General features: G+C 49.1%; 21 protein-coding genes and 1 pseudogene. 13 read left to right on the top strand and 9 right to left on the bottom strand.

Annotation, left to right across the window (positions count from 1 at the left end):
• Positions 1-18: 18 nt before the first annotated feature.
• The gene (locus OGX98_RS19280) at positions 19-348 is read right to left on the bottom strand and encodes an HI1450 family dsDNA-mimic protein (protein ID WP_003020691.1); all 330 of its coding nucleotides are present in this window, start codon (positions 346-348) and stop codon (positions 19-21) included.
• Positions 349-382: 34 nt separating this feature from the next.
• On the bottom strand, positions 383-1,843 hold the full coding sequence (gene cls / locus OGX98_RS19285) for a cardiolipin synthase (protein ID WP_045443598.1): 1,461 nt from the start codon (positions 1,841-1,843) through the stop codon (positions 383-385).
• Between the two features lie 142 nt (positions 1,844-1,985).
• Between cls and OGX98_RS19290 the strand changes: the two genes are divergently transcribed.
• Positions 1,986-2,159: a YciY family protein gene (locus OGX98_RS19290; protein ID WP_135322069.1), complete on the top strand. Its 174-nt coding sequence runs from the start codon at positions 1,986-1,988 to the stop codon at positions 2,157-2,159.
• A gap of 55 nt (positions 2,160-2,214) precedes the next feature.
• On the opposite strand, the gene OGX98_RS19295 is transcribed toward OGX98_RS19290, so the two are convergent.
• Complete coding sequence (locus tag OGX98_RS19295; RefSeq protein ID WP_003020675.1) at positions 2,215-2,511, bottom strand: YciI family protein; 297 nt, start codon at positions 2,509-2,511, stop codon at positions 2,215-2,217.
• 224 nt (positions 2,512-2,735) lie between these two features.
• On the opposite strand from OGX98_RS19295, the gene tonB reads away from it, so the two are divergent.
• A complete protein-coding gene (gene tonB / locus OGX98_RS19300; protein WP_045449648.1) occupies positions 2,736-3,452 on the top strand; it encodes a TonB system transport protein TonB in 717 nt (238 codons plus the stop codon).
• A 41-nt stretch (positions 3,453-3,493) separates the two neighbouring features.
• Here tonB and yciA read toward each other — a convergent pair whose 3' ends face one another.
• From yciA to OGX98_RS19320, 4 genes and pseudogenes are all read right to left on the bottom strand, one after another.
• Entirely contained in the window at positions 3,494-3,895 is a 402-nt protein-coding gene (gene yciA, locus OGX98_RS19305; protein ID WP_048221371.1) for an acyl-CoA thioester hydrolase YciA, read from the bottom strand.
• A 164-nt stretch (positions 3,896-4,059) separates the two neighbouring features.
• Entirely contained in the window at positions 4,060-4,599 is a 540-nt protein-coding gene (locus tag OGX98_RS19310) for a septation protein A (RefSeq protein ID WP_045443592.1), read from the bottom strand.
• A 56-nt stretch (positions 4,600-4,655) separates the two neighbouring features.
• Positions 4,656-5,399, bottom strand: coding sequence for a YciC family protein (locus tag OGX98_RS19315; protein WP_286595792.1), 744 nt, complete (start codon positions 5,397-5,399; stop codon positions 4,656-4,658).
• A gap of 28 nt (positions 5,400-5,427) precedes the next feature.
• Positions 5,428-5,514 (bottom strand): annotated as a pseudogene (locus tag OGX98_RS19320) (YkgJ family cysteine cluster protein); the annotation flags it as partial.
• Positions 5,515-5,770: 256 nt separating this feature from the next.
• Between OGX98_RS19320 and ompW the strand changes: the two are divergent.
• Both ompW and OGX98_RS19330 read left to right on the top strand, forming a co-directional pair.
• Entirely contained in the window at positions 5,771-6,409 is a 639-nt protein-coding gene (ompW, locus tag OGX98_RS19325) for an outer membrane protein OmpW (protein ID WP_045443588.1), read from the top strand.
• Between the two features lie 701 nt (positions 6,410-7,110).
• Positions 7,111-8,523, top strand: coding sequence for a hypothetical protein (locus tag OGX98_RS19330; RefSeq protein ID WP_048221372.1), 1,413 nt, complete (start codon positions 7,111-7,113; stop codon positions 8,521-8,523).
• Positions 8,524-8,614: 91 nt separating this feature from the next.
• Here OGX98_RS19330 and OGX98_RS19335 read toward each other — a convergent pair whose 3' ends face one another.
• Complete coding sequence (locus OGX98_RS19335) at positions 8,615-8,962, bottom strand: colicin E1 family microcin immunity protein (protein WP_045443573.1); 348 nt, start codon at positions 8,960-8,962, stop codon at positions 8,615-8,617.
• Between the two features lie 404 nt (positions 8,963-9,366).
• Here OGX98_RS19335 and nikA point away from each other — a divergent pair, with 404 nt between their 5' ends.
• From nikA to nikE, 5 genes are read left to right on the top strand one after another with little or no spacing between them, the layout of a single operon-like run.
• Positions 9,367-10,941, top strand: coding sequence for a nickel ABC transporter substrate-binding protein (gene nikA, locus OGX98_RS19340; protein WP_048221373.1), 1,575 nt, complete (start codon positions 9,367-9,369; stop codon positions 10,939-10,941).
• Positions 10,941-11,885, top strand: a complete 945-nt coding sequence (gene nikB / locus OGX98_RS19345) for a nickel ABC transporter permease subunit NikB (RefSeq protein ID WP_045443567.1) — start codon at positions 10,941-10,943, stop codon at positions 11,883-11,885. The genes nikA and nikB overlap by 1 nt, the downstream gene beginning before the upstream one ends.
• Positions 11,882-12,715 carry a nickel ABC transporter permease subunit NikC gene (gene nikC, locus OGX98_RS19350; RefSeq protein WP_045443564.1) on the top strand — a complete coding sequence of 278 codons (834 nt, stop codon included), beginning with the start codon at positions 11,882-11,884 and terminating at the stop codon, positions 12,713-12,715. Before nikB ends, nikC begins: the two co-directional genes overlap by 4 nt.
• A complete protein-coding gene (nikD, locus tag OGX98_RS19355) occupies positions 12,715-13,479 on the top strand; it encodes a nickel import ATP-binding protein NikD (RefSeq protein WP_286595794.1) in 765 nt (254 codons plus the stop codon). Before nikC ends, nikD begins: the two co-directional genes overlap by 1 nt.
• Positions 13,476-14,276, top strand: coding sequence for a nickel import ATP-binding protein NikE (gene nikE, locus OGX98_RS19360; RefSeq protein ID WP_286595795.1), 801 nt, complete (start codon positions 13,476-13,478; stop codon positions 14,274-14,276). The genes nikD and nikE overlap by 4 nt, the downstream gene beginning before the upstream one ends.
• 31 nt (positions 14,277-14,307) lie before the next feature.
• Here nikE and pdxR read toward each other — a convergent pair whose 3' ends face one another.
• Complete coding sequence (gene pdxR, locus OGX98_RS19365; protein WP_048221375.1) at positions 14,308-15,786, bottom strand: MocR-like pyridoxine biosynthesis transcription factor PdxR; 1,479 nt, start codon at positions 15,784-15,786, stop codon at positions 14,308-14,310.
• Between the two features lie 109 nt (positions 15,787-15,895).
• Here pdxR and OGX98_RS19370 point away from each other — a divergent pair, with 109 nt between their 5' ends.
• The 4 genes from OGX98_RS19370 to OGX98_RS19385 all read left to right on the top strand — a co-directional run bounded on the left by OGX98_RS19370 (position 15,896) and on the right by OGX98_RS19385 (position 20,754).
• Positions 15,896-16,633, top strand: coding sequence for a GNAT family N-acetyltransferase (locus OGX98_RS19370; RefSeq protein ID WP_286595797.1), 738 nt, complete (start codon positions 15,896-15,898; stop codon positions 16,631-16,633).
• Positions 16,634-16,732: 99 nt separating this feature from the next.
• A complete protein-coding gene (locus OGX98_RS19375; protein WP_045443549.1) occupies positions 16,733-17,152 on the top strand; it encodes a translesion error-prone DNA polymerase V autoproteolytic subunit in 420 nt (139 codons plus the stop codon).
• Between the two features lie 2 nt (positions 17,153-17,154).
• Positions 17,155-18,423 carry a Y-family DNA polymerase gene (locus tag OGX98_RS19380; RefSeq protein ID WP_286595798.1) on the top strand — a complete coding sequence of 423 codons (1,269 nt, stop codon included), beginning with the start codon at positions 17,155-17,157 and terminating at the stop codon, positions 18,421-18,423.
• 864 nt (positions 18,424-19,287) lie between these two features.
• Complete coding sequence (locus tag OGX98_RS19385) at positions 19,288-20,754, top strand: GGDEF domain-containing protein (RefSeq protein ID WP_286595799.1); 1,467 nt, start codon at positions 19,288-19,290, stop codon at positions 20,752-20,754.
• Positions 20,755-20,777: the final 23 nt, after the last annotated feature.

A 20,777-nucleotide genomic window follows, 5' to 3' on the forward strand; every position in this document is an offset into this window, starting at 1 on the left:
AGCAGCTTTTTTGTTTGATTATTCGCGCCAGAGAATGTGGCAGAGTTTGTGATCTTTTTCGCGGCATAACAGAACGCGCGCGAAAATATCGTTAATCTCACCATCTTCGGTATCGGCCAGACCGATCACTACTTCGGCAAAAAAGTCAGGATTCAGGTCAAAATCGACGTGCTCCTGCCAGTCTTCCGCCGGGTCAAATAATTCTGCGCCGCCACGCTCTTCAAATTGCAAATTGAACAGAATGATGTCAGCAGGATCAAGGTTGTCTGCTGCCAGTTCGAGAAAAATATCATAAGCCTGCTCAAGCGTTTCATCTTCAGTCAGGCGATTGTTCAAATCCATATCCATAATGACTACCTGTTTACCGTCTCTTGGGCACGTTTTACAGCAACGGGCTAAAGAAGTAAAACAGTCGCTCGGTGATCCGCTGCCAGAGTGGTCGTTTTACCCATAAACGCGCATCAAGCAGGCGGGAACGGGAGATGTAATCGTCCTGTACCGCTGCAAGATCGGCACCAAACCCGGCATCGTCAATCACTAACGTGATTTCAAAGTTCAGCCACAGACTACGCATATCCAGGTTCACAGTACCGACCAGACTCAACTCGCCATCGACCAGCACGCTCTTGGTGTGTAACAGGCCGCCTTCAAACTGGTAAATTTTGACGCCAGCAGCCAGCAGTTCGGTGAAAAATGCCCGGCTTGCCCAACCCACCAACATTGAGTCATTCTTGCGGGGAAGAATAATACTGACATCGACTCCACGCTGTGCCGCCGTACAGATGGCGTGCAACAGATCGTCGCTGGGGACGAAGTAGGGCGTGGTCATAATTAAATATTCGCGTGCGGAATACGCAGCGGTCAATAAAGCCTGATGAATTAAATCTTCAGGAAAACCCGGACCTGACGCAATGGTGTGAATCGTGTGTCCGCTGGCCTGCTCAAAAGGCATAATATTGACATCAGGTGGCGGTGGTAAAATGCGCTTACCGGTCTCAATTTCCCAGTCACAGGAGTAGACGATCCCCATGGCTGTCGCTACCGGGCCTTCCATCCTCGCCATCAGATCAACCCATTGGCCGACACCTGAATCCTGTTTAAAGAAACGTGGATCCACCATGTTCATGCTGCCGGTATAAGCGATGTAATTATCGATCATGACCATTTTACGGTGCTGGCGCAGGTCCATGCGGCGCAAAAAGACACGCATCAGGTTAACTTTCAGCGCCTCGACAACTTCGATGCCGGCGTTACGCATCATGGCGGCCCACGGGCTACGGAAGAAGGCCACGCTGCCTGCGGAATCCAGCATCAAACGACAGTGGATCCCCCGACGTGCTGCCGCCATTAATGATTCAGCGACCTGATCGGCCATACCGCCAGGTTGCCAGATGTAAAACACCATCTCAATATTATGCCGTGCCAGTTGTATGTCGCGGATAAGCGCCTGCATAACGTCGTCAGAACTGGTGAGAAGCTGAAGCTGATTCCCCTTAACACCTGCAATTCCCTGACGTCGTTCGCACAGCTTAAATAAAGATGCGGCGACGCTGCTGTTCTCCTGAGCAAAAATATGCTTACAAGCTTTGAGATCGTTCAGCCACTTGGCCGTTGAAGGCCACATCGCCCTGGCCCGTTCGGCGCGGCGCTTACCGAGGTGGAGTTCACCAAAGGACAAATAAGCAATGATCCCTACTAATGGCAGAATATAGATGATCAAAAGCCAGGCCATTGCTGAGGGTACTGCGCGTCGCTTCATCAGAATGCGTAATGTTACGCCAGCAATGAGTACCCAGTATCCCAGAATGACCAGCCAACTCACCACCGTGTAGAAGGTTGTCATAAATTTAAAAATCCTTTTGAAAGCGTATTGTTAAGAGTTTACGCATCAAGATTCATCTGGCAAATAAAAACACGGGAAAACCACTGGTCTGCGTTCGGTCTGGCGGTATAATGCCCACTCTGTGACTGGAAGAGTAGTTAACATGAAGCGTAGTAGAACGGAAGTGGGGCGCTGGCGGATGCAGCGTCAGGCCAGCCGCCGTAAAGCGCGTTGGCTTGAAGGACAATCGCGTCGTAATATGCGTATCCATACCATCAGAAAGTGTATTCTCAACCATCAACGTAACTCGTTACTGTTTGCGATCCACGGAATCTGATCGAAAAAGGGCACCCCAGTGGTGCCCAATGTATTTCTATCGCTTTCTTTCTAAATCAAAATACTTTTTTGTACGGCTTCACTGAAACCTGTGCATAGACCCCTGCTGCCACGTACGGGTCCGCTTCAGCCCACGCTTGTGCTGCTTCTAAAGATTCAAATTCGGCAATCACTGTTGAACCCGTAAATCCCGCAGCTCCCGGATCGTTGCTGTCAACTGCCGGCATTGGGCCTGCGGTCAGAAGACGACCTTCGTCATGGAGAAGCTGTAGACGAGCCAGATGAGCTGGACGCACGGAAAGACGTTTTTCGAGAGAGTCGGCGATATCTTGAGCATAAATAACGTACAGCACGGGAAGAGCTCCTTAATCGGTAAAAGTCGTTAATTACGTTATTGGAAAGGTCTGGTAACTGCAACGTAAAGATAACCGATTTGTTAAGACCACATTATAATGATGGTTTATTTACATGAAATTGCGTTTTAAATGCCGCTTACTTCACTGGCCTTATTGAATATGATTGCTATTTGCATTTAAAATCAGGGCCTGGTTTTTTAACTGAAACGATTATGACTTCAATGACCCTTGATTTACCTCGTCGCTTTCCCTGGCCGACGTTACTTTCCGTCGGCATTCACGGTGCTGTAGTGGCAGGTCTGCTGTATACCTCGGTACATCAGGTTATTGAACTGCCTGCGCCTGCGCAGCCAATCTCCATCACAATGGTTGCGCCAGCCGATCTCGAACCACCTCAGGTAGTTCAGCCGCCGCCGGAACCTGTCGTGGAGCCTGAACCGGAACCTGAGCCAATCCCGGAGCCACCGAAAGAGGCGCCGGTAGTGATTGAGAAACCGAAGCCTAAACCAAAACCGAAACCAAAACCGGTGAAAAAGGTACAAGAACAGCCGAAGCGTGACGTTAAACCGGCTGAACCACGTACGGCTTCGCTGTTTGAAAATACAGCGCCTGCTCGTCCGACTACCAGTACCGCGCCGGCAACCAGTAAACCTGCAGTGAGCGTACCCGCTGGTCCGCGTGCGTTGAGCCGTAATCAACCGCAGTATCCGCCGCGTGCGCAGGCCCTGCGTATTGAAGGCCGCGTAAAAGTTAAATTTGACGTCACATCAGATGGTCGGGTGGAGAATGTGGAGGTGCTTTCCGCACAGCCTGCCAATATGTTTGAGCGTGAAGTGAAGAATGCGATGCGCAGATGGCGCTATGAGGCAGGAAAACCTGGATCTGGCTTGGTGGTGAACATTGTCTTCCGAATGAATGGCACCACGCAAATAGAGTAAGAAAAACAAACAAAAAAGCCTCCATTGGAGGCTTTTTTGTATTACGCCTGAACCGGTATCGGACGAGGCTTGCCGTCTTTATCAACCGCTACGTAGATAAACAGGGCTTCAGTAGCCTTATAGCGCTGACCGATAGGCTCTGACGCCACTTTCTTTACCCAGACTTCAATATTAATGCTGATCGAAGTAGTGCCGCGTTTCACGCAACGTGCATAGCAGCAGACTACATCACCCACGGCAACCGGGCGCAAAAAACTCATTCCTTCAACTCGCACCGTCACCACACGGCCATGTGCGATCTCTTTGGCCTGAATAGCGCCACCAATATCCATCTGTGACATCAGCCAGCCGCCAAAAATATCGCCGTTAGCATTTGTATCAGCAGGCATGGCCAGAGTGCGTAAAACCAGTTCACCCTGAGGGGTGTTATTCGTTGTTGTCATTGTAGAACCGACTGTAGAGAAAGATTACAGGCGCGATGCTACTATGATTTGCGGGCTGAGAACAGAGCTGATGCGGTGTGCAGAGCAGTGGAAAAGAGGGGATATGGCAATGAGGAATGCTTCCGGATGAAAATTCGCCAGATCCGCAGATCTGGCGAAAGATATTACGATTTGTCTTCCTGCGGCAGGTGGCGGTAAATATAAACTCCGCTCAGCAGCGTGAAGAACAGCGTTAGCGCGGTCAAACCAAATACTTTGAAATTGACCCAAATGTTTTGTGGTAGCCAAAATGCGATGTAGATATTTGCAAGGCCGCACAGGATGAAAAAGACGGCCCAGGCTAAGTTAAGCTTTGACCATACCGGCTGTGGCAGCGTCAACTCTTTGCCTAACATGCGCTGAATCAGCGGTTTTTTCATCACCCACTGGCTAAATAACAGCGCGCCAGCAAACAGACCATAAATCACAGTTACCTTCCATTTAATGAATTCATCGTTGTGGAAGAAAATGGTCAGGCCGCCAAATACGGCAACCAGAACAAAAGTGATTAACGCCATCTTCTCGACCTTGCGATAGCGGACCCAACTGTAAATCAAAACCACTGCGGTAGCGACAATGAGCGCTGTAGTCGCCGCATAGATGTCGTAGAGCTTATAAAAAGCGAAAAAGACAACCAGCGGTAAAAAATCAAGAAACTGCTTCATTCTTCAATTCCGTAATCAAAAAAGCACCGGCCAGGAAGGCCGGATGCGTTCAGGGTTTACTGGCGAATCAGCATATACAGGCGGAACAAATAGATCAGCAGCACGGCAGAAATCATATTGCTCAGCATATTCGCCAGCACCGCGCCAACGTTCGGCGTTAGTACTGCAAAACTTGGCGCAAACAGCAACAGCAGCGTTTTTGCCAACAGCCAACCGATTACTGCAGGCGCTACCAGTCGCATATTAGACCATGCCAGACGCATACTGTTGCGCATGGCCGCAAAGACACCCATTTTATCCTGAACCATCATCACTGGCGCGAGGGCAAGCAGAATAGCCAGCAGAATGCCGGGGACGACAACCAGCATAATACCGACTTGCACCAGCAAGGTAGTCAGAAAAATCAGAATAAACAGCTTGGGCAATACCGGTGCACTGGCACCAATGGCGCGTAATGCGCTGACCCGATGGCCTGCTGAAATCAACTGAATCATCAGAATGACGCCGCCCGCGAGGATGGCATTACCAATAAGTCCAGAAAATGTCGATGCTGCAGACGCGCGTAACAGGATTTGCTGTTGTTCTGGCGTCATGTTTTGCACCAGATCAAACAGACCCACGCTGCTGGTTAACTGATCTCCTTCGCTGAGTTGCGCAATCTGTGCGTCGCTGGGAGAAAAGGCATGCCCTAACACCACTGTGATAAACGCGCACAATAACGATACCAGCAAGATGGTAATAAATTGATTACGGAAAAAGTTTCCCGTGTCACGGTAAACGGATTTCGCCGTGATAGACATGCACTCTCCTTGAGTTTTGCAGGTGTTCATTTGCGGGCAATTGTACCCTGGATAACTCTACAGTGGCAGCATCGCAAGATGTATTGAAAAGCATATCTTTGTAAAGCTCCGGTAATTTTTGGCTATGACTTCAGCACCCTGCAACAACGTTGTGTGTTCTCTGTACAGCATACGGGCGAAAATACTTGCGTGGCGAAAATATATCAAAATTGATCTGAATTAATTTAACCTGGATTTTGAATGTAAGTTCTAACTTAATCTGGATCAATAAATGTTAAATTACTGGCCTCAATGTGATCTGTGTTAGATCATTTATTACTCCATTGTAGGTATATTCACTCCGCTTTTATAACCATAACGATGGAGCGGACATGAAAAAATTAACAGTTGCAGCATTGGCTTTAACAACTCTTCTCTCTGGAAACGCATTTGCGCATGAAGCCGGGGAGTTCTTTATTCGTGCAGGTTCTGCAACAGTAAGACCAACGGAAGGCGCGGGTGGTACGCTGGGAAGCTTAGGCGGCTTTGATGTCAGCAATAACACTCAGTTGGGACTGACATTCACCTATATGGCAACTGACAATATTGGTGTTGAATTGCTGGCAGCGACGCCGTTCCGTCATAAAATCGGAACGGCAACGACGGGGGATATTGCGACCGTTCATCACTTACCACCGACGTTAATGGCGCAGTGGTACTTTGGTGACTCCAGCAGCAAACTGCGTCCTTATGTTGGTGTCGGTGTTAACTACACCACTTTCTTCGACGAAGGATTTAATAATAACGGCAAAGAAACCGGATTATCGGACCTGAGCCTGAAAGACTCCTGGGGCGCAGCGGGGCAGGTGGGTATGGATTATCTGATCGATCGTGACTGGTTGATTAACATGTCTGTGTGGTACATGGATATCGATACCACCGCGAGCTATAAACTGGCTGGTGCTCAGCAGCATGACAGTGTGCGCCTCGATCCGTGGGTGTTTATGTTCTCTGCGGGTTATCGTTTTTAATCTCTTCTGCAAAACTCCTCTGTAAAACTGGTCGTTTACCGGCCAGTTTTACCCACTCTTTCCCACGTGTATCGTTGTAATGTTCACGTATTGCTTTACTGCGATGACCTAACAAAATTTGTATGTCGATCCCTTGCTCACTGGATATCCTTTCAGCCAAAGAACGTTGCTCATGGAAAGAACAAGGGCTCTGGTGGTGGAGTAAATACGGGCTAAGTATCCTGTCCCGGCACTGAGCGATCACATCCTCAAGAGAAATGTTGGTCTTGTTACAGTGTCACTTTAAAGGTGTCGTGATTTTTGCACCTGTTTGCTTTGTTCAACGAAGAGGTGACTATCTCGGACATCTGAACATTTCATATTACAAAGATCGGCCAACCGCTGCCCTGTGATGATGGCCAGCAACATCCTTTGTCTGCAGGAAGTCATTATCTTTAGCGGTAAGTGGGGCGTTTTTCTGTTTAAGCGTTTCTCCGGTTTCGTAGATGTGGGTTCTTAAAGGAGATTATTGTCCGCATGAAAGGATTTGCACCTCCACTGCCGATACCTCCATAACGGTGCGCTACCTCACCAGGGCTGATAAGTGCCAGGAGCGTCCGTCACTATCCTCACGCGAGTTTAGTGATAGGATGCGTCAGACTAATAATTTATCCCTTGATGCCGATACCTTTATTTCTTAATCAATATATGAAGGAACATATATGTATTGTATTCGACCTTTAGTGCGTCCACTTTGTTTTCTGGCGCTGTTGCCGTTTTCTCTCGTTCAGGCTACTGATAAACCTGCATTGATAGGTGGTGGTGTTAACCCCTTGTCTGTAACCAGAATTCACGATCGTGTGAATTATATGGTGTCGCTAAACTTCAATAACGGAAAAACGGCTCAGCAATGGCGTTCCGTTGATTGTAAACAGGGTAAGGCACAGCTTCTCTACAAGGATTTATTGAATGAGGAGGGATTTACCAAAGCTCGCTATTACGGCAACAGTTACCTCCGTTATGCTCCTGCTCAAGATGATAAGCAAATGACAGAAGAGGATATACGCGCGGTTTGCCAGCTACCGATAAAAGATGCAATCTGGGAAAGATTATCTCCCACGGATACAGTCGGCATTACCGAACTTGTCGATGTTAATAACATCCAGCGCATTGGTGATATTTTGTCGGTACGTATGGGGTATGACTTTGCTGATATCATCTGGGAACCGCCTTATGATGCACCGTTGGAATTAAAGATTGAGCATTACTTATATAATTGTAAAACGCATCAAGGAGATGCTGTAGCGTTAATGAACTTCGACAGTGAGGGTCGCGTTACGGACTCACTTATCACTGCTGATATTGTCCGTCGTAAGAGTGACTTCAAAATTAACACGCAAAAGGCACAACGCTTTGAGCAACTCTGCCAGTTACCCGCGGGGAAATCATTCAAAGCCGAAGGGCATTTTATACCCGCCGCTAACAAGCAAGCCTCAACATTGATGGGGCCATCAATGCCCGAACTGAGTAATAATAATCCGCAGTGGCTGAATAAATTCCCTCTGTCTGCTGCTATTGAGCACCAGACTCAGTCATTGATCAAACCATGGGCGATTCCTCGCTTTAAACAGATTCGTTATACCGAAGTTAGTGCGCTTGGCAAGACCAAAGTACAACTGGATGCACAACCGGATGGATATATACGCAAGCTGGAAGATTATGGTATCTGGACGGTGCAACGTTTAACTCTGGGTAATCAGCTACAGCTGAAGTTCACCATGTCTATTAGTAGTAGCACTACATTGCTTAACACATTGCAGACGGACCTGCGTTTCCCGTTAGTGGCTGGTCAACAATATCAGGCTCAATGGGACAGTATTGACTCCAATAAGAAAGTCACTGCATCAGCGCTACGTTGCGACGTAACGGAAGAGGGAGATGCACATAGCATTGCACCTGAGTTTAGTGGGAAATATCTATTAGTGGAGTGTCATGCAACTAATGAAGGGCAACCGGGAAGTCGTGACAAACTTGCCTGGCTGCAAGATCTCAACGTCTTCGTGCCGGTTACTCAGCAATTGGGAGATAAACCTGAAAATCCAGTGAAACTGGAAAATGTTAGTGTGATACGTTAATAACCAAACGAGCTCACCGCTTTAGCCGGTGAGCCTTTTATGACCGGCTCCCCATTTGATTAAGAGACCGAGACATTTAAGCATTAAAATCTCATAATTTTGAAAGGGTTTTAACAGATTTCACTGCTAAAAATAATATGCAAACTGGAATTGTCAGGATAAAACAGAAAAATTCAAAAATAACGACTAAACTGCCACCTGTGGAGCTAGTGAAGAAGTCTCGTTGCCAGAATTCTTTTTTTGAAAACAAAAGGGCGGTTTTTTCAATAATATACTTTGAAAAAGGGAATAAAAACGAGTTAATCAACACAGCGAGGAATAACTGATATGTCAACTCACTCTCGGGGTTGTTCATCCAGGAATAGAAAAATACACCAATTACTATTACGCTCCACACACTATTTTTAAGATAGTATTTGAGTGTCATCCCTGATTCCATAAGGCTCCGCTCCTGTAGTTAACAACGTTCCATCCGCAAGCAGCATGCTAACAAGATCGAAAGGAAAATCAATAACGATAATCATTCTCAGTTGTGATGGTGGTATCTCGCAGGGGCATTATTGATTGCGGACTTCTCACTTAACCCATACGACGATTTGGTTCTGATTTGTGATCTTGATGATAGCCAGGCGATATGAAGGCCTTTTACCGACCAGTTTTCTCTATTCTTTCCCACATGTCGCTGTCGTAGCCAGTCGCGAATTTCCTGCTACTTCCCAACAAAATTTATTGATAACGAAAAGCTTATTTATCCTGGCATTGATCCCGAACAATTAAAAAGTATGATGAATTACTAAAATCATCATACTTTTTTAACTTACATCTATCGTCTTCGGGGGCACCATCTTGTCCAGACTAAACCGCACACTCATAGCGCTGCTGGCATGCGCGCCTTTTTTTGCACAGGCAGCAGCCTCCGATGAAATCACCACTGCATGGCCGGTGAATGTGGGGCCGTTAAACCCACATCTTTATACACCTAACCAGATGTTTGCTCAGAGCATGGTTTATGAGCCGTTGGTGAAATATCAGGCGGATGGTTCGGTAATTCCGTGGCTGGCAAAAAGCTGGAGTCACTCGGAAGACGGTAAAACCTGGACTTTCAACTTACGTGATGATGTTAAATTCTCTAACGGTGAAGAATTTGATGCTCAGGCCGCAGTGGAAAACTTCCGCGCAGTACTGGATAACCGTAAACGGCATGCCTGGCTGGAGTTAACCAATCAAATCACGGATGTTAAAGCGTTAAGTAAAAATGAACTGCAAATCACACTGAAGGATGCGTACTATCCTTTCCTGCAAGAGTTGACCCTGCCGCGACCTTTCCGTTTTATTGCACCTTCTCAGTTTAAAAATAACGAAACCCTGAACGGAATTAAAGCGCCGGTTGGCACCGGGCCCTGGGTGCTGAAAGAATCGAAACTCAACCAGTATGATGTGCTGGTGCGCAATGAGCATTACTGGGGTGGAAAACCTCAAATTCAAAAGGTTACTGTCAAAGTAATCCCGGATCCAACCACACGGGCTGTCGCTTTTGAAACAGGTAATATCGATCTGTTATATGGAAATGAAGGGCTACTGCCTCTTGATACCTTCGCACGCTTCAGTCAGAACCCTGAATACAGAACGCAGCTTTCAGCACCTGTTGAAACCGTGATGCTGGCGCTCAACTCAGCAAAAGCACCAACTAATGAACTGGCTGTGCGTGAAGCATTAAATTATGCAGTTGATAAAAAAACGCTGATAAAAAATGCGTTGTACGGTACTCAGCAGGTAGCAGATACGCTGTTTGCGCCATCCGTCCCTTACGCCAACATCGGTTTGAAGCCGCGCGAATACGATCCACAGCACGCAAAATCTTTGCTGGAACAAGCTGGCTGGACTCTGCCCGCCGGAAAAACAATTCGAGAAAAAGCCGGTCAACCGTTACATATCGAACTGGCCTATGTCGGCACCGATGCGCTCAGCAAATCAATGTCTGAGATTATGCAGGCAAATATGCGCCAGATTGGTGTGGATGTTGCTCTGGTCGGGGAAGAGGAGAGCAGTATATACGCCCGTCAGCGCGATGGTCGCTTTGGTATGATTTTCAATCGCACCTGGGGGGCGCCGTATGATCCACATGCTTTCATGAGTTCAATGCGTGTACCATCCCATGCTGACTACCAGGCCCAGCTTGGTCTTCCCGACAAAGCGCAAATCGACAAAGAGATTGGTGACGTGCTGATTTCCACAGATAAAACTCAGCGTCAGGAGCTGTATCGTGACATTCTGACCCGTTTGCATAATGAAGCGGTTTACTTACCAATCAGTTATATGTCGATGATGGTGGTCGCTAAACCTGGCCTGGGGGAGATCCCTTACGCACCGATTGCCTCGGAAATCCCGTTTGAACAGATAAAACCGGTGAAACACTGATGCTGCGTTATGCTATACGGCGAATTCTGCTGCTGATTCCGATGATTTTCGCCGCGTCAGTGGTTATCTTTTTAATGTTGCGTTTGGGAACCGGCGACCCGGCACTTGATTACTTACGTTTATCTAACCTGCCCCCAACGCCTGATATGGTGGCTTCCACACGAGTCATGCTTGGGTTGGATCAACCACTCATTGTGCAGTACGGTCGCTGGCTGTGGAAGGCCGTGCATCTGGATTTTGGTATCTCTTTTGCTACTCAGCGCCCGGTGCTGGATGATGTGATGCACTTTCTGCCTGCCACTTTACAGCTGGCGGGCGCTGCACTGGTACTGATCCTGCTAACTTCTGTACCGTTGGGAATTTGGGCTGCTCGTCATCGCGACCGCCTGCCAGATTTTGTTGTGCGGATAATCGCCTTTCTTGGTGTATCAATGCCCAACTTCTGGCTCGCTTTTCTGCTGGTCATGTTCTTCTCGGTTTATTTGAAGTGGCTGCCCGCGCTGGGCTACGGCGGCTGGCAGTACATCATTCTTCCTGCTGTGTCGATTGCTTTTATGTCGCTGGCGATTAATGCCCGCTTGCTGCGTGCAAGCATGCTAGAGGTTGCCGGGCAGCGTCATGTTACCTGGGCGCGTCTGCGCGGCCTGAACGAGAAGCAAATCGAACGCCGTCATATTCTGCGTAATGCCTCGTTACCGATGATCACCGCTGTGGGAATGCACATTGGCGAATTGATTGGTGGAACGATGATTATTGAGAATATCTTTGCCTGGCCAGGCGTTGGACGTTATGCCGTATCGGCAATTTTCAACCGTGATTATCCGGTGATCCAATGCTTTACGCTAATTATGGTGGTGGTATTTGTTGTTTGTAATCTGGTGGTTGATTTACTGAATGCCGCAGTAGATCCACGTATTCGCCGTCATGAAGGAGCGCATTCTTGAACTTTTACCTCTCTTCGCGCTGGTCGGTACGTCTGGCACTGATCGTTATTGTTTTGCTGGCTGTGATTGCGCTTACCAGCCAGTGGTGGTTACCCTATGATCCGCAGTCAATTGATTTGCCATCGCGTCTGTTAGCCCCCGATAGCCAGCATTGGCTGGGGACTGATCATCTGGGGCGCGATATCTTCTCCCGCTTGCTGGCAGCAACCCGGGTGTCGCTCGGTTCGGTCATGGCCTGTTTAATTCTGGTACTGACATTGGGGCTGATCGTCGGAGGAAGCGCAGGATTGATTGGCGGCCGTGTCGATCAGGCCACAATGCGTGTCGCGGATATGTTTATGACTTTTCCGACTTCAATCCTCTCTTTTTTCCTCGTCGGTGTGCTGGGTACAGGACTGACCAATGTCATTATAGCTATCGCTCTGTCGCATTGGGCATGGTATGCACGAATGGTACGTAGCCTGGTTATCTCCTTACGCCAACGTGAATTTGTGCTCGCTTCCCGACTTTCCGGCGCCGGTAATGTCAGAATATTTATCGACCATCTGGCCGGAGCGGTGATCCCCTCATTGCTCGTCCTGGCAACTCTGGATATTGGTCATATGATGCTGCACGTGGCGGGAATGTCATTTCTTGGCCTCGGTGTGACCGCGCCAACTGCCGAATGGGGTGTCATGATCAACGACGCTCGCCAGTATATCTGGACTCAGCCGCTACAAATGTTCTGGCCAGGGTTGGCGCTGTTTATCAGCGTAATGGCCTTCAATCTGGTGGGGGATGCACTGCGTGATCATCTGGATCCCCATCTCGTCACGGAGCATGCCCACTGATGCCACAACAAATTGAGCTGCAAAATCTTGTTCTGCATGCAGAGAAACCGCTGGTCAACGGCGTGTCACTGTCGCTTAAACGCGGACGTGTACTGGCACTGGTAGGGGGAAGTGGAAGCGGAAAATCGCTAACCTGTGCCGCCGCGCTCGGCATTCTTCCGCCAGGTGTCCATCAAACTGCGGGAGCCGTTCTTGCAGATGGTAAACCGGTTTCCCCTGGCGATCTGCGTGGTGTAAAAGTTGCGACAATTATGCAGAACCCACGCAGCGCATTTAATCCGCTGCGAACCATGGCTGCACATGCGCGGGAAACCTGCATCGTGCTTGGGAAACCTGCAGATGATGCCACGCTTATCACGACTCTGGAGGCCGTGGGGTTAGAGGATGCCGCTCGTGTTCTCACTCTTTATCCCTTTGAAATGAGTGGTGGTATGTTGCAACGCATGATGATTGCAATGGCGGTGCTGTGTGACGCGCCGTTTATTGTGGCAGATGAACCGACAACCGATCTGGACGTGGTCGCGCAAGCGCGCATTCTCGATTTGCTGGACAGCATTATGCAAACCCGTGCGCCAGGGATGCTGCTGGTGACCCATGATATGGGCGTAGTGGCGCGACTGGCCGACGAGGTGGCGGTAATGGATCATGGCAATATCGTTGAGTACGGCGACGTTCAAACTCTGTTTCGGACGCCTCAACACGCCGTCACGCGTAATCTGGTTTCTGCACATCTTGCTTTGTACGGCATGGAGTTAGTCTTATGACACTACTGACGGTCACGGGTATTTCACATCAGTATGCCCATGCGAATTTGAGCGGCAGACACCAGCATCAGTCTGTATTAAAGGATGTTTCATTAACACTTAAAAGCGGTGAAACGGTTGCTTTGCTGGGGCGCAGTGGTTGTGGCAAAAGCACACTGGCACGTTTGCTTGTTGGTTTAGAATCTCCGACTCAGGGTTGCGTCAGTTGGCGGGGAGAGCCATTCACCCGGTTGAATCGGACAAAGCAAAAAGCATTTCGCCGGGATATTCAGATGGTATTTCAGGACTCCATTAGTGCCGTTAACCCACGTAAAACCGTACGTGATATTTTACGTGAACCCATGCGCCACCTGCTATCACTTAGTAAAACAGAACAACTCGCGCGTGCAAACGAAATGCTTAAAGCGGTTGATCTGGACGACAGCATACTCGACAAACGTCCGCCACAGCTCAGCGGTGGTCAGCTACAGCGTGTATGTCTCGCACGGGCGTTGAGCGTTGAGCCTAAGCTATTAATTCTGGACGAAGCGGTGTCTAACCTTGATCTGGTGCTGCAAGCTGGCGTAATTCGCTTGCTCAAAAAACTGCAACAGCAGTTTGGCACTGCCTGCCTGTTTATTACCCATGATTTACGCCTTGTCGAACGTTTTTGCCATCGGGTGATGGTGATGGACGACGGGAGAATTGTTGAAACACAAATCGTGGGTGAGACACTAACTTTCTCTTCTGATGCCGGACGAGTACTACAGAATGCGGTACTCCCCGCATTCCCTGTGCGTCACACTCAGGCATCATAAGGTTTAAATTGGATGTTACGTACGCTCACGCTTAACTGCGGCATGTTTTGACGTTCCGCCCTTGTTTAATCAGGTCTGTAAGCATGCCGATCGCCGCCGGAATATCGTTACTGGAGGTATTTCCGTAGCCAATCACAAGACCAGAAACCGCGCCGGGCCTCGTACAGAATGATGACAAAGCCTGAACGCCCAGACCATGCTGGTGGGCTAATTCAGCGATCCTTTTGTCATCATCTCCCGCTGCCAGCTTCAGCGTCAGGTGCATTCCTGATTTACCCCCGAGAATCTGATCTGGTGAAAAGTCGGCTATCAGCGCCTCGCGTAAAATACGCTGGCGCTCGCGGTAGAGTCGTCGCATCCGCCCCAGATGTCGGCCAAACTCTCCACTTTTCATGAAATCAGCCATAGCCATCTGCTGCAATTGTTGGCCATTTCGGAGAATTTCATTCAATACCGTTTTTGCCTGTGCCATTACGCGCGCAGGAAGTACAAGGAATCCCAGCTTTAAGGAGGGAAACATCGTCTTACTGAACGAGCCGATGTAGAGTACAGGCGTATGTGATACGAGTCCCTGCATGCTGGCTATCGGTCCGCCAGAGTGCCTGAAGTCGCCATCGTAGTCGTCTTCTATCAACCATGCTCCGGTGCGGCTGGCTTTTGAAATCAGCGCCAGTCGTCTGGCGACGGACATCACCGCCCCGGTGGGATATTGATGGGCAGGGGAGGTATAAATTAGCCTTGGTGTATGGGTCGTCCATGCATCCTTTGGTACGCGTATACCTTCTTCGTCCACCGCCATCAATACCGTATGCAAATTACCAGCAGAGAATGCTGCCTTTGCCCCACGATAGCCGGGGTCTTCCATCCAGACCGTATCGCCAGGATCTGTCAGCAGCGTTACGCAAAGCTCCAGCGCCTGTTTTGCTCCCTCGGTCACGATTATCTGGGAAACATCGCAACGCACTCCGCGCGCAACATACAGATGCGTTGCTATCGCTTCTCGTAGAGTGCGTTCGCCTGCCGGTTCGCTATAGCCCAGCGAGTGGGATTGCAACTGTCTGACCGCCCGGTCAAGGGAGCGTCGCCAGGCAGCCAGCGGAAATTCCCTGATTGCGGGCATGCCGGGAGATAACAGTGCATCGTGTACCGGTTGTAACGGGGTTTCCAGAATCGGTCTGAGGCGATCAGCCAGACGGACTGCGGGCGTGTCCGGCGATACCGGGGAGACGTTTTTGCGGTCGGCGCCTGACAGGGATGCCACACGAGTGCCCTGGCGATCGGCCAGAATATACCCTTCTGCTGCCAGGTGTTCATAAACGTTCACAACGGTATTCCGCGATACACCGAGCTCTTTTGCCAGCGTTCGGGATGATATCAGGCTCGAGCCCGCTGGCAGGTGGCCACTCAGAATCGCCTGCTGAATACGCTCTGTAAGCTGTTTTTGCAGAGATAGCGGTTCACCGCCTGGGGAGATTGCCCCCGGCGTCAGAGGGGCGGTGATATCAAACATATGTCGTGGACCTATCAAAAACTAAAGCCGTGGCTCTTTTCAGGATACCACAATTATTTCATCCTCTGACTCTGTTAATGATCCCGTCTCAAAGGAGCTGATCGTCACCATGACTAATATAATGAATCGCTTTAACCAGCCTGTCGGCGCCGAACTCTCTGGCTGGAGTGGCGCGAAAATTCCCGGTGAAAAATCACTGGAAGGTCGCTATTGTCGGCTTGAACGCATCAGCGCTGAACGTCATGCAGCTGATCTTTATGAGGCATACTGCGAAGCGCCGGATGAGCGCGACTGGACCTATCTGCCGTCAGGACCTTTCGAGAGTGAAGTATCCTACCGCACCAGTCTGCAGAGTGCCGAAACGTTGCGCGATCCGCTGCATTACGCTGTGATTGATAAGGCCAGCGGCAAGCCGTCTGGTACGGTTGCACTTATGCGGATTGATCCCGCTAACGGGGTCATTGAGGTCGGCTATGTGACCTATTCGCCGCGCATGAAGCGTACGCGTATATCTACGGAGGTTATGGCGCTGCTGCTTCGCTATGTTTTTGAGGAGCTCCGTTATCGCCGGCTGGAATGGAAGTGCGACTCACTCAATGCTCCGTCCCGAGCGGCGGCAGAACGCTTCGGCTTCCGATTTGAAGGCATTTTCCGCCAGGCCGTTGTGTACCGCGGGCGCAACCGTGACACCGCCTGGTATTCAATCATTGACGGTGAGTATCCTGCGTTGCGCATCGCCTACGAAAAATGGTTAGCGGCAGATAACTTCGATGATGATGGTAATCAACAGGAAAAACTCGGTAACTTGATTGCAAAAATGCGACAGGATGAACCGCAATATCGTTAAGCCTGCAGCAGGCAAAATCAGCATGGACATCCCTTTCTTGATCTGTTTTCCATAAAATACTACTGTATATAAATACAGTTATTGTGAAGGCAGATCATCATGTTGTTTTTCCAGCCTGCGGAACTCCGCGAAATCAAAAGCTTCCCGCTATTCAGTGACCATGTGCCCTGCGGATTCCCCTCGCCAGCTCAGGACTATGTTGAGAAGCGTATTGACCTGAATGAGTTGTTAGTGCGTCACCCCAGCGCAACGTATTTTGTAAAATCTTCCGGGGATTCCATGATTGGGGCAGGGATCAGTAATGGTGATTTGCTGGTCGTCGACAGTTCCAGAAAAGCAGTTCATGGCGATATTGTTATTGCTGCTATCGATGGTGAATTCACGGTTAAACGTCTGCAACTTCACCCGACAGTTATGCTTAAACCGGAGAACAGCGCCTACGCTCCCATTCTGCTGGGTAGCGAGGAGACGCTGGATGTCTTTGGTGTGGTGACGTTTATCGTAAAAGCGACTGTCTAATCATGTTTGCACTGGTTGATGTGAACGCGTTTTATGCCAGGTGTGAGACGGCATTCCGGCCAGATTTGAAGGGAAGGCCGGTTGTCGTTCTGTCAAACAACGATGGCTGTGTTATAGCCCGAAGTCCTGAAGCAAAAGCCGTTGGGGTAAAAATGGGCGATCCATATTTCAAACAAAAGGATTTGTTTCGCCGCTGCGGAGTAGTGTGTTTTAGCAGTAATTATGAACTCTACGCGGATATGAGTCTCCGGGTGATGGCCACACTGGAAGAGTTGTCCCCCCGCGTGGAGATGTACAGTATAGATGAGGCGTTCTGCGATCTGACGGGCGTAAGGAATTGTCGTGATCTGACCGACTTCGGCAGGGAAATCTGCGCAACAATACAACAGCGCACTCACCTCGCTGTCGGGGTCGGCATTGCCCAGACCAAAACGTTGGCCAAGCTGGCTAACCATGCGGCAAAAAAGTGGCCGCGGCAGACGGGCGGTGTTGTGGACTTATCGAATCTTGAGCGACAGCGCAAACTCATGGCTGCATTGCCTGTCGATGAAGTCTGGGGGGTGGGTCGCCGTATCAGCAAAAAACTGGACAGCATGGGGATTAAAACGGTTCTGGATCTGGCTGATACCGACATCCGTTTTATTCGCAAGCATTTCACTGTCGTACTCGAAAGAACGGTACGTGAATTGCGTGCTGAACCTTGTCTGGCGCTGGAAGAATTTGCACCGGCTAAACAGGAAATAGTCTGTTCCCGGTCGTTTGGTGAATGGATCACCGGATATGAGGCTATGCGTCAGGCTATCTGCAGCTATGCGTCGCGAGCTGCGGAAAAACTGCGTAGCGAACATCAGTATTGCCGGTTCATATCCGTTTTCGTTAAAACCTCGCCATTTGCGCTGAATGAACCGTTTTACAGTAACAGTGCATCGGTGAAGCTGCTTACTCCAACTCAGGACAGCAGGGATATCATTGCTGCAGCGATACGAAGCCTGGATGCCATATGGAAAACTGGATACCGCTATCAGAAAGCGGGAGTCATGCTGGGTGATTTTTACAGCCAGGGCGTGGCCCAGCTCAATTTGTTTGATGATAACGCACCGCGTGCAGGCAGTGAAAAATTGATGGAGGTACTGGATCACCTGAATGCTAAAGAGGGCAGAGGGACGTTGTATTTCGCCGGGCAGGGGATCCAGCAACAGTGGCAGATGAAGCGAGAAATGCTCTCTCCTCGTTATACCACCAGATACGCAGATCTTCTTCGAGTCCGCTAGACTTATGAAGCCAGGAAAGTCCGGTGATTCACACCCAGACAGCTACGCTTATAGAGGTATCAAATATCGGGAGGGGTTATGCTAACTCACTCTGAAGCAAAACGATGGGCCACCTTAATGCTCAAGGCAGCATTATGTGATGGTATGAAGCACGAAGAAATTTCCCGACAGGTGCATCTTGTCTGTGATCATCATGGAAAGGAGTGCCTTGAAGAACTCATAGAGGAAATTCTGATAGAGGCAGGTCGAATAGGACCTAAACATAGCAATGGACAACTGAGACATCATTGAGTCTCAACTTCCGCTGCTTCCCTCTCAAAGCGTTTAATTTAGGGGGGAACCAAAGCAAGGGGAAATCGGCGCGGTATTGACAGAGGATGCACCCATTCTGGTCCCTGATTTTCTGTATTGCCAACGACTTATGTCACGAGGGTAATGCGAATTGGCCAGCCAGTGCCGCGCCATCATTACTGGCACTTCCGTCTCCTTTTTTTATGTTCTGTACTTCTCATCCGGCCTTTTCCCCTTCAATGTAATGCTACTCTTTAAGCAAACTTATCGCCTGAAACAAATTCTCGCTGCAGCGCCAGCCCTGTCTGTGAAATCGAAACTGGTTATGTTGCGGGCGTAAGCGATTGTCGGGCGGTCTGTCCGATCGCTGGTGATAGCTAACTCTTGATTTTTGTTAACAAAATATGTTCTTTTTTTAAATAAATCTGTAACTTTATCTCTCGGAGACGGTGTGACTTCACCTTATCATCAGTAACAGAATAATTGACATCTTTGACAAGCACTCAGGGCTGTTATGCAACAATATAAGCGGGTAATTGGTTTGGTCATACTGTTAACTATCAGGGTGGGTTCGTGAAGATTGTGCAGGATAAGCTCAGAAACAGGCAGGCATTGCTGGTATCGGGCCTGATTACTCTGATATTTACCTCGTTGTTCCTGTTTATCATTTACGAACAACGTATGGCCACTGCGAGTGAAGGGATCAACCGTCTGCAATCGCGCATGATGGACATTTTTAACGACAATGAACTTCTCTCTGATGCAATTGGGGAACGCTATCATCACATCAGAAATGCCGGGCAATGTGGCGATATGTCGCAATTCGTTCCGCGGAATAAGGACGAATGGGGAATCAATGCCGATCGAGCGCGGGTACATTCGGCATCGGGGAGTATTATCGCCAAAAAAATCAGTAGTCAGGCTCTGTGTATGTACACGGCGGCTGAGTTTATTCGAGGGAAGGTGAACGAGCTGAATCCGGGGACCTTCGATGCACATCGTTATATCATCGCCAAGGATGCTGACTATTTTTACTGGTTTATGCCTGCCGATGCTCGTAACTTCAATTATTCTGATTCTGAGATGGCGAAGGATGTTTCCAGTTTTTTCTATCCGCCCGTCGATTTTTATACCCGATTACTGCAAAAAAATGTCAAAAACAAAGCTCTCAGTTCAACGAACTTTTATACCGATAAAATTACCGGTGAAAAGGCGTTTAGCGTGGTGAGTTATATCTACGATCTTTCAGGTAAAGAAGTCACTGACCATATTGTGGCGTACCTGGTTTATGACCATGCGAAGCCGGAACTAAAGGAGGCGCTGGCGAACGCGTTTGAGTATCGGATCCCGGCGGGACTTAACGTGGCGCTGGTCAATTTACTCAACCTGGAGAGTCTTTGTTTATCCGGAAAATGTAATGGCGCCCACTACTCGGTCAGAAGTTTGTCAGAAAAATATGCCCTGCATTATTCAATCTCACTCAGCCGATTTATGGTGCGGGATCCCCAGGCCGGGATTGTTATTCTCCTGGCGCCATTCTTCTTCATTATGATCAGCTTTTCGTTGAAAACATGGCTTAATGAGAGTGATCTCAAGGTATATATCGACGCCCTGACCGGCTGTTTTAATCGCAAGATCCTCGACATTATCAAACGACGGGATTTATCACACTGTTCAGTGGTGCTGCTGGACTGTAATAAGTTCAAGGCTGTCAACGACACCTGGGGCCATGCGGCTGGGGATCGTGCGCTGCAAACTATTGCCAACAGAATGCTGTCTAACACCCGAACCAGTCACGATATCGTGATCCGCACCGGTGGGGATGAATTTATGATCCTGCTGTTTCGCTCCCAGGCGAGTGATGCTCTTGCCATAGCCGAGCGTATTAGTGGGCAGGTCAACAGCCACGTATTTGTGGTGGATGGTCATACAGTGCCGCTGTCGGTGTCATGGGGTATTGCAGAAGTTAATGGTGAGCTGGATGTGGCAATCCAGAATGCGGATAACGAAATGTATAAGATGAAACTGGCAAAAGTATAAAAGCCGCCAGAGGAAGTTCTGGC

The sequence above is a fragment of the Citrobacter sp. Cm046 genome (genome assembly GCF_030333065.1).
GTDB lineage: Bacteria > Pseudomonadota > Gammaproteobacteria > Enterobacterales > Enterobacteriaceae > Citrobacter > Citrobacter murliniae.

Coding starts and splice junctions, on each gene's coding strand:
- nikE (WP_286595795.1), top strand. CDS start 13,476: ATGACACTACTGACGGTCACGGGTATTTCACATCAGTATGCCCATGCG.
- pdxR (WP_048221375.1), bottom strand. CDS start 15,786: ATGTTTGATATCACCGCCCCTCTGACGCCGGGGGCAATCTCCCCAGGC.
- cls (WP_045443598.1), bottom strand. CDS start 1,843: ATGACAACCTTCTACACGGTGGTGAGTTGGCTGGTCATTCTGGGATAC.
- OGX98_RS19370 (WP_286595797.1), top strand. CDS start 15,896: ATGACTAATATAATGAATCGCTTTAACCAGCCTGTCGGCGCCGAACTC.
- OGX98_RS19380 (WP_286595798.1), top strand. CDS start 17,155: ATGTTTGCACTGGTTGATGTGAACGCGTTTTATGCCAGGTGTGAGACG.
- OGX98_RS19335 (WP_045443573.1), bottom strand. CDS start 8,962: ATGGAATCAGGGATGACACTCAAATACTATCTTAAAAATAGTGTGTGG.
- OGX98_RS19310 (WP_045443592.1), bottom strand. CDS start 4,599: ATGAAGCAGTTTCTTGATTTTTTACCGCTGGTTGTCTTTTTCGCTTTT.
- nikD (WP_286595794.1), top strand. CDS start 12,715: ATGCCACAACAAATTGAGCTGCAAAATCTTGTTCTGCATGCAGAGAAA.
- yciA (WP_048221371.1), bottom strand. CDS start 3,895: ATGACAACAACGAATAACACCCCTCAGGGTGAACTGGTTTTACGCACT.
- OGX98_RS19280 (WP_003020691.1), bottom strand. CDS start 348: ATGGATATGGATTTGAACAATCGCCTGACTGAAGATGAAACGCTTGAG.
- tonB (WP_045449648.1), top strand. CDS start 2,736: ATGACCCTTGATTTACCTCGTCGCTTTCCCTGGCCGACGTTACTTTCC.
- OGX98_RS19375 (WP_045443549.1), top strand. CDS start 16,733: ATGTTGTTTTTCCAGCCTGCGGAACTCCGCGAAATCAAAAGCTTCCCG.
- OGX98_RS19290 (WP_135322069.1), top strand. CDS start 1,986: ATGAAGCGTAGTAGAACGGAAGTGGGGCGCTGGCGGATGCAGCGTCAG.
- nikB (WP_045443567.1), top strand. CDS start 10,941: ATGCTGCGTTATGCTATACGGCGAATTCTGCTGCTGATTCCGATGATT.
- OGX98_RS19330 (WP_048221372.1), top strand. CDS start 7,111: ATGTATTGTATTCGACCTTTAGTGCGTCCACTTTGTTTTCTGGCGCTG.
- ompW (WP_045443588.1), top strand. CDS start 5,771: ATGAAAAAATTAACAGTTGCAGCATTGGCTTTAACAACTCTTCTCTCT.
- OGX98_RS19315 (WP_286595792.1), bottom strand. CDS start 5,399: ATGTCTATCACGGCGAAATCCGTTTACCGTGACACGGGAAACTTTTTC.